This window comes from Pseudalkalibacillus hwajinpoensis, from assembly GCF_039851965.1.
Classification (GTDB): Bacteria; Bacillota; Bacilli; order Bacillales; family Guptibacillaceae; genus Guptibacillus; species Guptibacillus hwajinpoensis_E.
In genome coordinates this window covers 2,289,118-2,303,870 of record NZ_CP156674.1, presented here as the reverse complement: position 1 = coordinate 2,303,870, position 14,753 = coordinate 2,289,118, and the positions used below count along the sequence as shown (strand labels likewise).

14 protein-coding genes are annotated in these 14,753 nt (G+C 41.3%); 4 read left to right on the top strand and 10 right to left on the bottom strand.

Features of this window, described 5'->3' with window-relative positions:
• Positions 1–175 precede the first annotated feature (175 nt).
• Both ABFG93_RS12080 and ABFG93_RS12075 read right to left on the bottom strand, forming a co-directional pair.
• Complete coding sequence (locus ABFG93_RS12080; RefSeq protein WP_347548283.1) at positions 176–1,351, bottom strand: GNAT family N-acetyltransferase; 1,176 nt, start codon at positions 1,349–1,351, stop codon at positions 176–178.
• Positions 1,344–1,547 carry a hypothetical protein gene (locus tag ABFG93_RS12075; RefSeq protein ID WP_347548282.1) on the bottom strand — a complete coding sequence of 68 codons (204 nt, stop codon included), beginning with the start codon at positions 1,545–1,547 and terminating at the stop codon, positions 1,344–1,346. The genes ABFG93_RS12080 and ABFG93_RS12075 overlap by 8 nt, the downstream gene beginning before the upstream one ends.
• Positions 1,548–1,755: 208 nt before the next feature.
• Here ABFG93_RS12075 and ABFG93_RS12070 point away from each other — a divergent pair, with 208 nt between their 5' ends.
• Entirely contained in the window at positions 1,756–2,037 is a 282-nt protein-coding gene (locus ABFG93_RS12070; RefSeq protein ID WP_347548281.1) for a spore morphogenesis/germination protein YwcE, read from the top strand.
• Positions 2,038–2,084: 47 nt separating this feature from the next.
• Here ABFG93_RS12070 and qoxD read toward each other — a convergent pair whose 3' ends face one another.
• The 4 genes from qoxD to qoxA are packed head-to-tail and all read right to left on the bottom strand — an operon-like array spanning position 2,085 to position 5,929.
• Entirely contained in the window at positions 2,085–2,411 is a 327-nt protein-coding gene (qoxD, locus tag ABFG93_RS12065) for a cytochrome aa3 quinol oxidase subunit IV (RefSeq protein WP_347548280.1), read from the bottom strand.
• A 1-nt stretch (position 2,412) separates the two neighbouring features.
• Positions 2,413–3,021: a cytochrome aa3 quinol oxidase subunit III gene (qoxC, locus tag ABFG93_RS12060; RefSeq protein WP_194218222.1), complete on the bottom strand. Its 609-nt coding sequence runs from the start codon at positions 3,019–3,021 to the stop codon at positions 2,413–2,415.
• Positions 3,022–3,035: 14 nt separating this feature from the next.
• Positions 3,036–4,979: a cytochrome aa3 quinol oxidase subunit I gene (gene qoxB, locus ABFG93_RS12055; protein WP_347548279.1), complete on the bottom strand. Its 1,944-nt coding sequence runs from the start codon at positions 4,977–4,979 to the stop codon at positions 3,036–3,038.
• A 17-nt stretch (positions 4,980–4,996) separates the two neighbouring features.
• Positions 4,997–5,929: a cytochrome aa3 quinol oxidase subunit II gene (gene qoxA / locus ABFG93_RS12050; RefSeq protein WP_347552824.1), complete on the bottom strand. Its 933-nt coding sequence runs from the start codon at positions 5,927–5,929 to the stop codon at positions 4,997–4,999.
• Between the two features lie 335 nt (positions 5,930–6,264).
• On the opposite strand from qoxA, the gene ABFG93_RS12045 reads away from it, so the two are divergent.
• Entirely contained in the window at positions 6,265–7,056 is a 792-nt protein-coding gene (locus tag ABFG93_RS12045) for an SDR family NAD(P)-dependent oxidoreductase (protein ID WP_347548278.1), read from the top strand.
• Positions 7,057–7,101: 45 nt separating this feature from the next.
• Here the strand turns inward: ABFG93_RS12045 and ABFG93_RS12040 are convergent, their stop codons facing one another.
• The 3 genes from ABFG93_RS12040 to ABFG93_RS12030 form a co-directional block, all read right to left on the bottom strand.
• Positions 7,102–8,538 carry a sucrose-6-phosphate hydrolase gene (locus ABFG93_RS12040; protein ID WP_431522089.1) on the bottom strand — a complete coding sequence of 479 codons (1,437 nt, stop codon included), beginning with the start codon at positions 8,536–8,538 and terminating at the stop codon, positions 7,102–7,104.
• 69 nt (positions 8,539–8,607) lie between these two features.
• On the bottom strand, positions 8,608–10,008 hold the full coding sequence (locus tag ABFG93_RS12035) for a sucrose-specific PTS transporter subunit IIBC (RefSeq protein ID WP_347548276.1): 1,401 nt from the start codon (positions 10,006–10,008) through the stop codon (positions 8,608–8,610).
• 186 nt (positions 10,009–10,194) lie between these two features.
• Positions 10,195–11,184, bottom strand: coding sequence for a LacI family DNA-binding transcriptional regulator (locus tag ABFG93_RS12030; RefSeq protein ID WP_347548275.1), 990 nt, complete (start codon positions 11,182–11,184; stop codon positions 10,195–10,197).
• Between the two features lie 191 nt (positions 11,185–11,375).
• On the opposite strand from ABFG93_RS12030, the gene ABFG93_RS12025 reads away from it, so the two are divergent.
• Positions 11,376–12,794, top strand: a complete 1,419-nt coding sequence (locus tag ABFG93_RS12025; protein WP_347548274.1) for an MFS transporter — start codon at positions 11,376–11,378, stop codon at positions 12,792–12,794.
• A 27-nt stretch (positions 12,795–12,821) separates the two neighbouring features.
• On the opposite strand, the gene ABFG93_RS12020 is transcribed toward ABFG93_RS12025, so the two are convergent.
• Positions 12,822–14,153, bottom strand: coding sequence for an NAD(P)/FAD-dependent oxidoreductase (locus ABFG93_RS12020; protein ID WP_347548273.1), 1,332 nt, complete (start codon positions 14,151–14,153; stop codon positions 12,822–12,824).
• A gap of 99 nt (positions 14,154–14,252) precedes the next feature.
• On the opposite strand from ABFG93_RS12020, the gene ABFG93_RS12015 reads away from it, so the two are divergent.
• Positions 14,253–14,405 (top strand): hypothetical protein, encoded by a 153-nt coding sequence (locus ABFG93_RS12015; RefSeq protein ID WP_347548272.1) that lies wholly within the window; start codon positions 14,253–14,255, stop codon positions 14,403–14,405.
• The last annotated feature ends 348 nt before the right edge of the window (positions 14,406–14,753 follow it).

Here is a 14,753-nt window from a genome sequence, read left to right as displayed (position 1 = left end):
AACTATTTGTCAAGGTATTGCCAGATTAATGCGAACGACCATTTTAATCAGGTATCTCACTCATTCATTGTATAGTAATTAAGAAGACATGAATTGTATGTCGAACCATGGATTGCATTGGCAAGTTACCTAATTCATACCTAAACACTCATTGCGATGGTCTAAATTTCTCCATTTAAAAGAAATCCATAAAATTTGTTTCTCTCTTCGACAAAATCCCCTTCAACACCTCAACGTCCTTCTTAGGCCCTTGAAGTAAACCAGCTTCATATAGAAATGCAGGGTTCTGGTATCCAGTCAGAATAGCCGTGAGTGTACTAATATTACAGCGAAGTCCACGTTTTGGTGGATGCTTGCAGGAGGCATTAGTATTATCCCCTTTAAACATCTTTACACCGTCAGAATGAATTTGAAAACTACCATTGTTCCATTCAGCCTGTTCATCAATAATATGTAGAAACAGAGATTCACCCTCATTCAATTCGAATGGATAGAGTTGTAGAAAGGCTTCAACGTCGATAATTCGTGCCATAAAATATGGCTCAACATTTGTTTTCACTTTTGGATTCGAAAGTATGAAAGGAAATGGATCTCCTTCGTGCGTTAGAATCGTTCCACCTTCAATCATGGAATCATGCTGACACAGATAGTTCCATAGACCTCTTCTCGCTTCCCCATCCAGACAGACAAATTCCTCCACTTCAAGGGAACGATCTTTCACTTGATAATACACATACCCAGTTATATTCCCTTCTTCATTCGTATAGCCAGCAAATAAAAACCCTTCTGAATAAACCCGTTCCTTCCACCAGCTTTCAGTGCGCACAAGCATGCCATTGAAGCGTTGAGCAAATTCTTCGTACACTGGATTAAGTGTTTCATACACATTTGTAAGAGCAATTCTACGTACTTTTCCGCCTACTTGAGGTAACGTGTTAAAATCTTCCTTATTTAATTTGAGCTTTTTCCAACTACTAAGCACTTCGAATCCGAATTTGCGATAAAACGGGATGTGAAAAGGATGAAGATAGGATATTGTTTGGCCTTTATTTTTCATTTCTACAAGTGCATGTCGAAGCAGACGTGCAACCCTGCCACCTCTTCTAAACTCCGGATATGTAGCAACTGAAGCAACCCCTCCCATTGCAAAGGACCTGCCGGCAATAAACGTTTCAAAATCAATCAGGTGAAGTTTGGCTGCAAGACTTCCTTCTTCATAATCTCCCCAGATTTCATGCTCACTATAGGCAGCTATCTTCTTCTCTAGATCCTTTTCAGGGATTTTATATTGAAAAGCATATTCCGAAAGCCGTATCGCATCGATTACTTCTTTTTTCTCAAGTTTACGCATGTTCATCCTCCTGTATTGAATGACTTCTTTTCATAACAATAATGAATGGTCCAATAATTGGAATAACCCCTCCAAGTAGTGAAAACACGGCAAGCAAACCAGGGTCAGGGTTGTTCATCTTGATTAAGTCAGATAAGTAGTTCCCATTTCCATCCGGTGCTAAAAAAACACTGCATAGAAAATAAATCCAATCCATAAAATAAGCAAAGAGATTCTTTTCATAACACGCCCCACTTCCTCTACATTTTACTTAAAGCATAGAGTTCGGACAAATTATTCTCAAATATGTGTAGAATTTTTGAACAATTATGGTATACTGATTGTAACAAAACAGTCACAAATTATTCTTAATTCTGACACAAATCATAATTTGTAAGCGGTATCATTAAAAGGAGTTGTTAACTATGGATGTCTATATGGTCTATCTTTTCGTTATTACGGCTACACCACTGTTTCTGTGGCAAGATTATAAGAAGCTTGCGCTTCTTCACACGCCATTTATTGTGGTAATCTGGGCTCTACTAATATTCTATATCGGAGGCGGAATGGCTCCAGTTGCACATACGATCTTTATTGCTCTTTTTGCCATTAACGTTCTTTTTGCCCATCTTGCTGCTTATCTCATTTTCGCTCGACCTTTCTTGAAGGAACGTTCTCTAGCTAAGAAAATGCCAACTATCGAATAATAAAAAAACGCTGTCTACCCACTTCGGGTGAACAGCGTTTTCTTTTTTTACATATTCATATATTGCATTCCAAAAGACATAACCCAGATTGAGCCAGCCACAACGGCAACTGCGATAAAGACAGCGTATAGAATCGTACCGGTCTGTATTCGACTATCTTCGCTCTCCGTAATATGCATAAACATTAAGAGTTGAATGGATGCTTGAATCAATGCAAGTATTACAACAATGATCATGATCGTTGTAAGACTGAATCCTGAGTAGAATCCTACCCATAAAGCTATTAATGTTAATACAATCGATAGACCGAATCCGATCACATGGCTCCATGGGAAGTGGTTATGGCTGTTCGTCTGCTCGTTATTAGAGGACATCTTACATCACCATCCCATACAAGTAGACTGCTGTGAAGATGAAGATCCACACAACGTCAAGAAAGTGCCAGTATAGACTTGAAATAAAGACCTTCCTTGTTGTATCAGGTGTTAATCCACGCTGCTTTAATTGAATCAAAATAAGTGAAATCCATGCGATACCCATTGTTACGTGGGCACCGTGTGTTCCAACTAGTACAAAGAAGCCCGACCAGTAAGCACTCGTTGTTAGTGCTGCACCTTCATGAATATAGTGAACAAATTCATAAATTTCAAATCCTAGGAATCCTAGACCTAATGCAAGTGTAATGCCTAACCAGAGAAACAAACCTTTAAGAGAATGGTTTCTCATATAGTGTATGGCAAGTCCACATGTGAAACTACTTGTTAGTAGCAAAAACGTTTCAATTAACACACCACTTATTTCAAAAAGCTCTTCTGGTCCTGGACCGCCAGCTGTCCGACCTACTAACACTAAGTAGGTCGCAAACAATGTTGAAAACAGGGCAATTTCGGCGCCAAGGAAGATCCAGAAGCCTAGAATATTCAGACGGCCAGTTTCCGACTGATATTCCAAAGGCGTGTTAGGAGAATATTCGACTGATTCCATGCGTCACGCCTCCTTTATAAGGTAGTCTTTTTCTCATGCTCTTCTATTTCTTCTACACTTACGTAGAAGCCTTTATCATAATCAAATGAACGAATGACCATTGTTGCAAGAACTCCGATTAAACCAAGGATCGACATCCAGTGCCATGAGAATACCATCCCAAAGCCTGAAATGAAGAAGAACACACTCATGACAATCGGTACGCCTGAATAACTTGGCATATGAATTGGCTTATAAGGTTTCTTCTCTGGTGACCTCCCTTGCTTCTTCTCTTCTTTCATAATCCAGAATGCATCATGTCCCTTCACTTCAGGAAGGTGAGCGAAATTGTAGTGCGGGACTGGTGCTGGTGTTGACCATTCAAGCGTTCTTCCATCCCACGGGTCACCAGTTGTTTCACGTGGAGAATAGCGGAAGCTGTAGTAAATGTTATAAACAAGAATCAAGAAGCCGATTCCCATAAGAACTCCGCCAAATGTAGCAAGGACGTTCATGCTCATCCAACCGTCTCCGATGCCGTATGTGTAAATACGACGAGGCATTCCTGCAAGACCAAGGAAGTACATCGGGAAGAAACAAAGGTTAAATCCTGCTACGAAAATCCAGAAGCTCCATTTACCAAGACGCTCGTTCAAACGGTGATTGAACATTTTTGGATACCAGAAGTATAATCCTGCAAAACAAGCGTATACAGTACCCGAGATGAGCACGTAGTGGAAGTGAGCAACAAGGAAGTACGTATTATGGTATTGATAGTCAGCTGCTGCCATGGCAAGCATAACACCCGTTACTCCTCCGATAACGAAGTTCGGAATAAAGGCAAGCGACCACAACATCGCCGTTGTAAATCGTATTCGTCCTTTGTACAGAGTGAAAAGCCAGTTAAATATCTTCACACCTGTCGGAACAGCAATTAGCATCGTTGTGATTGAGAAGAACGAGTTAACTGCTCCACCTGCTCCCATTGTAAAGAAGTGGTGAACCCATACGAGGAAGCTTAGTCCTGCAATAACAACCATGGAGTAAACCATTGCTTTATAGCCGAAAAGTGTTTTACGTGCGAATGTACTAATAATTTCCGAGAACATACCGAACGCTGGAAGAATAACGATATATACTTCAGGGTGACCCCAGATCCAGAAGAGGTTTGCCCATAGCATTGGCATACCGCCGTCCATCATCGTAAAGAAGTGACTTCCAAACAAACGGTCAAATGTCATAAGTGCAAGTGCGACGGTAAGAACCGGGAATGCAAAGATAATAATAACCATGGTAATTAAGGAAGACCATGTAAATATAGGCATTTGCATGAGCTTCATAGAAGGTACTCTCATTTTCAAGATTGTAACAAGGAAGTTAATTCCCGTTAGCAATGTACCTATACCTGCAATTTGTAAGCCGAGCAGATAGTAGTTCTGTCCTACTCCAGGACTCAGCTCGAGTCCAGCTAAAGGAACATAACTTGTCCAACCAGCAGAAGGCGATCCGCCGATAACAAAAGAAATGTTAAAGAGCATAGCCCCCATGAAAAATGTCCAGAAACTTACCGCGTTCAAAAACGGATAAGCTACGTCTCGCGCACCAATCTGTAGTGGAACGACAACGTTAATTAAACCAATCAAGAACGGCATCGCCATGAAGATAATCATGATCGTACCGTGAGTTGTGAAAATTTCGTTGTAGTGGGTAGCATCCAGGAAATCTGAATTTGGTACAGTTAATTGCGCCCTCATGAGCAAGGCATCAACACCACCGCGGAATAGCATAAGAACCGCTGCTATGATATACATGATACCGAGTTTTTTGTGGTCAACAGTTGTTAGCCATTCTGTCCACAACCATTTCCACTTCTTGAAATATGTTAGAGCGAATATTGCGCCGATCAATGTTAATGCGATCGAAACATCAGCGCCATATATTAACGGATCCCCGGTAACAAAAAATTCATCCCATTTCATGTTGTTTTCCTCCTCTCTTAATGCGAGTCTGACTCAGAATCTTTCTCGGAATCTTTATGGTCCATACCTGAGTGGGAATCATGAGAATCATCTTCCTCATTTAATTCACCGTTACGCACTTTTGTTGCGTATTCAGCATCCATCCCATGATTGACCCATTGAAGGTGTGTTTCTGAGAAAGTCATCTCTTCAGCATGTCCCTTCAACATAAGCTCATTGTATTTCTCCTGAGTTAATTCAGGCGCTTCTTGCGCCTCTTCAACCCATTCATTGTAATCTTCTTCAGATTCAGCCGTTACTGTAAACACCTGTTCAGTGAATCCTTCACCCGTAAAGTTTGAGTTACGACCACGATATTCACCAATTTCATCTGCCTGCAAATAGAGTTCAGTCATCATGCCAGACATCGTGTATTCCTGCCCGCCTAATGACGGAATCCAGAATGAACCCATTGAATCTGCAGATGAAAGCTTGAATAAAATCGGGTGATCCTCTGGAATATGAAGATAATTAACCGTTTCAATATTCTCTTCCGGATAGCTAAATACCCATTTCCAGTCGACCGAAGTTGCGTGTATCACGATCGGATCTTTATGAGATGTTGCCTCTGGAGGCTTCTCCAATGCAAAAATTGTTTGCACCGTTGGGACTGCAAGAACAATTAGAATAATAATTGGAATAACTGTCCACACAATTTCAAGGAACACATTACCCTCAATGTGAGGAGGCTCATATTCAGGCCCACTTTTACGTTCTCGATATTTTACTAGAATTAATGTAAATAGAACAAATACGACAACAACAATAAACAGCATAAATCCAATTGAGAAAAGAATTAGATTTGCTTGTTGTTCTGCTACAGGTCCTTTTGGATCAAGTACGGTTAAATTACTACAACCACTCAGTACCATAACGGCTAGAAACATACCGAGAGCAAGCATTGACTTCATTCGCTTCACCGCAAGGCCACCTTCCTTTCTTTCTCTATGTTAGTTAAGTAGATTTCAACAAAAAATGACAATAAGCGCCTGTTACCATTTGCTATTGTAGCAGGTTCTTTCTATAAATGTGACAGATGTCACAAAGTGTCAAAAGTTACTCATGTTTTTATCACTTTTTCGACACATTTCATACATACTTTCGTCAAATTTGTGGGATCTTTTTACGGTAATGGATAATAAAGCGCTTGCTTTAAAATGCGCTTCATTCTTGAGTCGGGTGGGTTGTAAAGCATTTATACTGTCTGGTACAGTTTTGGTAAATCTAGTTTCGAAAGGAGATTGTTATGGACTTACAATTAACAAATAAATTAGCACTTGTAACAGGATCAACATCAGGAATTGGTAGAGGTATTGCTGAAACGCTATTAAAAGAAGGTGCGGAAGTCATCATTAACGGACGAACAGAAGAACGTGTTCAGGGTGTCGTAGAAGAATTATCCACACTCGGAACTGTACATGGCATTGCAGGTGATCTTGCAAAAGAGGATGATAGCAACAAACTTATTGAAAAGGTAAACAACATCGGTTCTCTTGATATTCTGATTAATAATATGGGGATGTTCGAAGTAAAAGCATTCACCGATGTTTCCGATGAAGAATGGATGACGTATTTCCAAATAAATGTTCTAAGTGCAATTCGTCTTTCTCGACACTTCCTTCCTGACATGCTTTCTCGTGATTCAGGCCGCATATTAAACATCGCAAGTGAGGCAGGGGTTAAGCCACTTACCCAAATGCTTCCATATTCGGTAACGAAAAGTTCAATGATTAGCCTTTCACGAGGCCTTGCTGAAATGACACAGGGTACGAATGTAACTGTTAATTCCGTTCTCCCTGGCCCGACGTGGACAGATGGCGTAGCTAGTTTCATGGAAGGTGCTGCAGCCGAAGAAAACAAAGATCTTGAAAACTTTACTCGTGACTATTTTAAAGATAATGAACCAACATCTCTTATTCAGCGTTTTGCTCGAGTGGAGGAAGTAGCAAGTACAGTGGCATTCCTTGCTTCGCCATTATCATCAGCAATCAACGGATCCGCTCAACGAGTGGAAGGCGGAATCATACGTTCCGTTTAATTAAAGAACCCCCGGACAAATATCCGGGGGTTGCTTTATAGAGTATTAGGCAAGCTTCCACTTCGCTGCTTCGAACTCTGTTTGTCCATCCGCTTTAAAAACAAGACTCTCATCCCCATGCTCAGGAAAAATTCTAGACGTGAATACTTCCTCACCATTATTTACGAACACTTCAATGGAAGAAGCATCTACATAAAATCTAAGCTCGTTCACTTCTTTCATCGAACAGCTTCGTGTTTCCTCGTTACCATTAACAAAGCTTTTGCGTTTAAACGTTAACTTTTGGGCCACCGAATTGAAAGTCATCGTTGCATGATTTCGAAATTCGACAGAAAATGAGCCCTTCACGCTTTTCAGCTGTAGAAGTAATTCATAAACCGTTCCATTCAATTCTTCCCATTCAATTTTATTTTCTGAAAGCGTGGCGCTCTTTTCTACTTTATTATGGCGCATTGTTTCAAGCTCTTGCACAGGTCTTTGAATGAGCTTACCTTTCTCAAACCTGAGCTCACGCGGAATGGTTAATGTATGAATCCATTTATGCGCTTTTGTAGGATGATGTTCCTCTCCTTGTTCCGGAACACCCATCCAGCCAATCATAAGTCGCCTTCCATTTTCATCAAGGGTCGTTTGGGGGGCATAGAATTCAAACCCACGGTCAATCTCACTAAATTCACCGTGAGCTAATGTCCCCATTTCGTAATCAAGCGCACCTGAAAGGTATCCTGTTTGGTAAACATTTTGATACTGATCGCCGTCAGGCTCAAGACCCTGAGGTGAAAATAGAAGCACATCGGTTCCATCAAGCTCGAATAAATCAGGACATTCCCACATGAACCCGAACGATCCAAGTCTGTCATGGCCAGATGCAGTCACATCACCTTTCAACGTCCAGTCCTTTAGGTCTTCAGATTCGAACAGGACAACCCTACCCTCTTCTTCAAGGTTCTGGGTTCCAATCACCATATACCACTTACCTAAGTGCTTCCATACTTTTGGGTCACGAAAATGAGGTGTGTATCCCTCTGGAAGTTCAAGAACGACTCCCTTTTTATCAAAAGTGACGCCATCCTGAGATTCTGCCAAACATTGATACGTCTCACGATTGCCCTCTTCATCTTTTACGTTACCTGTATAGAAAAGCAGTAGCTTATCCTCATGAGTTACTGCACTCCCCGAATAACACCCATTTTTATCGTACCAGTCTCCTGGTGCTAATGCCGTTGGGGCAAGTTCCCAATGTATAAGGTCTGTAGACGTGTAATGCCCCCAGAATTTAGCGCCATGACCAGTTTTAAATGGCATCCATTGGAAGAAGACATGGTATACCCCGTTCCAATGAATAAACCCATTGGGGTCATTCAGAAGACCAACCGGTGGCATCAAATGAAAATGAGGGCGAAAGGGATCCTTTTCAACTTCTTCACGATTTGCCTCAATTTCTTTAACAGCGAGTTGTTTCAATTCCACATTTCGATCCATCATATCACACCTATATCACTAAAATTTTGAAAGAGGACCCTTTTGAGAGCCCTCTCTGATGTCACTGTCTTACTTTTTATTTTCAAGCATACCGTCTTTGTAACCAAATGCCCATGTTAATCCAAATGCAATTCCGATGGCAATCAGGTTAACAAGAAGGTATAAGAAGATCTGACTATTTAAGAAAAGAAGTGTACCAGGAATAACCGTTACAGCGAGTCCAGTTGCTTTTAGCTTGAATAGAGACGCAAGAAATCCTCCAACAGCTCCTCCGATAAGTCCCATAACAAATGGCTTCATATAGCGAAGGTTTACCCCAAAGATTGCTGGCTCTGTAATGCCAAGAAAAGCAGATAGTGCAGATGGAAGAGCCAGTGCTTTTAACTTCTTAGACTTTGTTTTCAATCCTACTGCTAATGCAGCACCACCCTGTGCAGCGATGGCTGCTGAGATAATTGGATTAAACGGGTTAAAACCAAGATTTTCAAACAGCTGAATTTCAAGGAAATTAAAAATGTGATGCACACCGGTAATAACAATGATCTGGTGGAAGAACCCGATGATTAGTCCACTTAGTCCAAATGGAAGATCAAGAATAAAGATGGTGCCATCCATAATGTACTCTTCTACTGTATGGAAAATCGGTCCGATTGCAAATAGCGACAATGTAATCATAATTAACAACACTAGAAACGGAGTTAAAATTAGGTCTAAAGCTTCCGGAACCATTTTACGGATCCGTTTCTCAAGTTTTGCACCAAGTAAACCTGCAACAAAGGCTGGAATAACAGAACCCTGATAACCAACTACAGGAATAAATCCTAGAAACTTAAGTGGCTCTGCATTACCTGCTGCTACTTCCCATGCGTTCGGAAGGGCAGGTGTAACAAGCATCAATCCGAGTACCAACCCTATCGTCGGATTACCTCCAAATACCCGGAATGTTGACCATGCTACAAGAGCAGGTAAAAAGATAAAGGCCGTATCTGTTAGAACCTGAGTAAATAGAATAAAGTTATCCGAAATGTCACCAGGCGTTAAGCCAAAAAGAGCAAGAATTTCTTCCTGGAGAACAAGGCCGCGAAGTCCCATAAATAAACCGGTCGCTACTAGAGCTGGAATAATTGGGACGAAAACATCTCCGAATGAGCGGATCGCACGCTGGAAAGCATTCCCCTGTTTAGCTGCACTTTCTTTTTGTTCTGACTTCGTGGAACCAGTTAAGCCCAGTGCTGTTACTTCATCATAAATGCGATTAACTGTTCCAGTTCCAAAAATAACTTGATATTGTCCTGAGTTATAGAAAGCACCTTTTACTTTTTCAACACCTTCTACTCTTTCTTGATCAATCTTTTCCTGGTCATGCACCATAATGCGGAGTCTTGTTGCACAATGTGCAACGGATTGGATATTCTCCTCCCCACCAATAGCTTCAATAACTTCCTGTGCTATTTCACGATTAGTCGCCATTCTTCTTTACTCCCTTCAATTTCTACGTTTTGTATGGTATCGATTCCACAAAGGTTAAAAATCGATGCGAGCGTTTTCATTCGCTCGCTTCGTATGTCCGTAGTTCTTATTATAGTAGATCTAGAAAAAGATGTGTGAACGATTCCATAATGTTTAAAAATAAATTGACATCGCTTTCATTCGCTACTATACACTATCTCTTTCAATAAGTCTATAGTTAAGTTTAATTTTTTCTTGTTCCAAAATTTTCCCATTAAGCTGTTCTAAAATCAGCTGTGCTGTTTTTTGACCTGCATCTTCATTAAAATAGTCTACTGTTGATAAAGCTGGCGTGACATGTCGAGATAAATCGGAAGCTCCAATTCCGAATAGCGCCATTTCTTTTGGCACATGGACGTTTTGCTCTTTAAAATACCCGAGTGCACCAATTGCCATGCGATCAGTAACAGCAAATACGGCGGTCGGTCTGGTTTCGGCCTCTGCCAACATTTGTTTAGCTGCTGCATGGCCAGATTCAAAACTGAAGTTTCCATGCTGAACCCACCCTTCTTCCACTGAAAGGCCGTGTTTTTCCATTGCATCAAAGTAACCCTGTTTCCGAACAACACCAACTGCATGGTCAGTTTCAGGTACTCCGATAAACCCAATCTTATCATGTCCTTTTGAAATGAACGATTCAATAACAGCAAATGCTGAATTATAATCATCGTATACAACTGAGGTCACTCCAGTAAGCTCCTGGCCGATTGCCACAAAGGGAATAGACGTGTCAGCAATCGTATCAAGAAGATTCTGGTTGCGATTTGTTGCAAGCAAAATAATGCCGTCTACCTGACGACTTTTCAACAATCTAATATTCTCAATTTCCTTCTCAGGTTTTAATTGTGTATTCGTAAGGAGTATTTGATAACCATTAGCTGCAAGTTCAGTCTCGATTCCGTTAACTACTCTACTGGCCGTTTCCGTGCTGATTCTCGGTAAGATCACGCCGATAACCCCTGAACGTTTCGTTCTCATCGTTTTCGCATGAGCACTCGGGATATATCCCATTTCTTCGACCGCTTCAACAACTCGTTGTCTTGCTTCCTGACTAACATACCCATTATCATTTAGCACTCTTGATACCGTCGTGCGTGAAACGCCTGCACGTTTTGCTACATCTTTAATTGTTGGCATAGCTGTTCCTCCAATAAAGCGATCTCTTCATTCATCATAATCGAAAAGCCTGTTTGTGTCTATAACTGGAAATTGGTTAGCCCTCGAACTCATCCCACAAGCAACTTAGTTTACATCCATTCGCCTGGACTCTATGATGGAAGAGACTATGACTTATTTCGAGTGACTAAATAAATGAAAGAAGGGTAGCAATGACTGGCTCACCACAACATGAACATGTTAATTTAGATGCTTCCGAGCGCAAAAGGCTCATTATCCTTGTTTGTACAATTCTAGCCTTTGCTGTTATGAATGGAACCATGTTTAATGTGGCCATTCCCGACATCGCAGCATCCTTTAACCTCAGCCCTTCCGAAGTAAGCTGGGTATTAACTGGCTACATTCTCGTTTTCGCGATCGGTTCCCTTATGTACGGTAAGCTTGCGGACATTTATCCGATTAAAACCCTTTTCACGGTAGGAATCAGCATTTTCTCTCTCGGTGCTTTTATCGGATTTCTTTCTCCAAACTATCCCACTCTCCTTGCTGCACGTATTCTCCAAGCAGTTGGAGGTGCAACCATACCTGCTCTTGCTTTTATCGTTCCGATTCGTTTCCTTCCAAAAGAAAAAGGACGAGTTTTCGGATTAATTTCTTCGACGGTGGCATTTGCATCCGGAGTTGGTCCTATTATTGGTGGTGTAGTTGGGGGCACATTAAACTGGCGTTTTCTATTTCTCTTCTCAGTGGCTACTGCCCTTGCTATACCGCTGTTTCGTAAGTGGCTACCTGATGAAGAACGACGTGAAGGATCAATTGATTTGCCTGGTGCATTGCTTATGGCTATTTCTGTCGCATCCCTATTATTCTACATTACAACGTTCCTATGGTACTTGCTTGTTATTTTCATCGTTTTTTTCTTCCTTTTTCTATGGCGAACGTTCACGATTATGCATCCATTTATTGACCCGGTCATTTTAAAAAATACAAAGTATACGGTCACCGTTCTCACAAGCTTCCTCGGCACCTCGGCACTATTTGGGTTAATCTTCGTCATTCCAATTATGCTCAGAGAATTAAATGGATTATCCACGTTGAACATCGGTCTCGTCCTGTTCCCTGGCGCAATGGCTGCCGGGTTAATAGGACAGGCAGGTGGTAAAATCATCGAGCAAAAAGGGCCAACTTTCGTTGTTAAAGTCGCCCTTCTGTTAATTGCAGGCGGCTCCTTTTTCATTTCTACGTTCTCAGGATTCAATCCATGGGTTATTGTCCCTTGTCTGTTGATTGCCTATCTCGGTTTTCCACTTATCCAGAGCTCAACAGCAGACTTGCTATCATCAATTCTTCCAGACAATCAAAACGGTGTCGGAATGGGCGTGTTTAATTTACTAAACTTCCTTGCAGGTGCTTTCAGCTCTGCCATATTTGGACGCCTTCTTGATATGAAAAATGTAGCATTCACAATGAACCCTCTCTCTCGAACAGGAGACAACTTGATCTACAGTAACCTTTATCTTGGTTTAACACTTATAGCACTTATTGCATTCTCGGTCTTCACATTGAAGTTTATGTCTAAACGAGAAAAAGCGTTATCTGAGTCATCGGTTTATCGAAACGAGCAGCTATAGAAGATCGGCTTTCTGCCGGTCTTTTTTCTATAGTAGGCGAGCTACATATATACCGCTTGCCGCCGCCTGGGAAAGTGAGTGTGTTTCTCCTGAACAATCGCCAATTAAATAAAGGCCAGAAACCTCTGTCTCGAACTGCTTGCTTGTTTTTATTTTCGGTTCATAGAACTTTCCGTCCATTCCATATAGCAGTGTATCATCATCGATTGGTTCCCCCAGAAGAGCTTGAAGTGCATCAAGAAATTCATTGAGAGCCTTAAGAAATTTCTCAGGAATTTCTTCAATTAAATTCCCTGCATCCGCTTCTAATGATGGAAGGATGGTATTCTGTTCCATCATTGCTTCATCCGTTGCACGCTTAAGTTTCAAGTCCTGCAGTCGCTGAACGAGAATTCTACCCTTATTTTGATTAATCCCACCAATCACCTTCTTTGCAAGTCCACCTGCCTCTTTTTTGGTCTCAAAAAAAGATGGAACAAATAAGGTGAAATTTAAATTACTACCCGGTGCCTCTTTTTCTCGCTTGTTTTGCCCATCCGCCATCACAAGCCCATGCTGATACTTCCGGATGATTCTTCCATTAGGGTTCATGCAATAGGTGGTGCCCTCAAAACCATCTCCATTAATGTGGAGCTTCGTTTCAAATGCTTCTTTTAAAATCTGATCAAGCTGGCATCCTCGCATTTCAACCCGAATACCAAGATCTACACGTGAGGTTCCATGCGCGAGTCCTAGTTTAAGAGATTGCTGTCGCATCCACTCACTTCCACTGTTACCTGTTGAAATAACAACTTTTTCAGTAGAAACAGTTCCCTGATTCGTCTCAAGTATGAAAGGATCTCGTGGTGTTATACTTACTACCTCTGTCTCAAACCATATGTCGATTCGCTCAGAAAGATAAAGATATAAGTTTTGAAAGATGGAAGTTGAAAGCACCGTTCCGAGATGGCGCACTGAAGTTGTTAAAACACTCAACCCATGCTTTTCCGCTCTTTTCTTCAACTCTGGACTATGGGTATCGTAAAGCTCTGCTACACTTCCACCGAAAGAGCAAATTACATCATCCACTTCATACATTAGTGTTTCAGCTCGTTCATTTCCTATTTTACGACCGAGACTTCCGCCAAAATCGTTCGTGTAATTAAATTTCCCTTCAGATTTACCGAGGCCGCCAAAACCTATAAATTGATCACACTCATCACAAGTGCAGCTATTTATTGAATCCGTTTTACACGTTCGCTCGGAAAGCTTCTTTCCTTTATCAATCAAAAGAATGCTGTACTCAGGATGCTCTTTGGTCAACGTATAGGCCATAAATATACCGCTCACCCCTGCACCTATTATTACCACGTCATACATATAGAATTTCCCCTCGTTCCCTTTTGCTTCAGCATACCAGAGTGGGGTCAGGTCCGTCACCAGTGACTGACCTGACCCCAAGTTAAAGGGGGGAATAGAATGCACAAAGTAACTCTTGAGATGATTATCGATGGATTAAATGGTGACCTTGTGGGTGAATATGCAGCACTTATCCAATATACCCAGCACGCAAGCATGTTAAAGGGGGCAGAATATTTCGCTGTGATCGATGAATTAAAAGAGCATGCATAGGAGGAATTCACTCATGCAGGGATTTTAAGTGACTTATTTCAATATCTCGGCGGCGTGCCAACTGTAGAGGTTAGTGAGCGTCATACTTCAAATGATAACCGTGAAATGTTGATTCAGGATTTACAGGGTGAATATGACGCAATTCGTCGTTACCTGAACCGGATTCATCAAATGTAGTCATTAGGATTATATGATTCTTCACAGCGTATCCGAGAGATCGTCTACAAGAACAAGTGCATGCTAACGACCTTGAAGTGATTCTTGGTATTGAGAAGAATGTTCATGGGAAAAGTAATATGCCGAATGAGTAACTAAAGAGGGATCAGACATGTCACAAGTGACATGTCT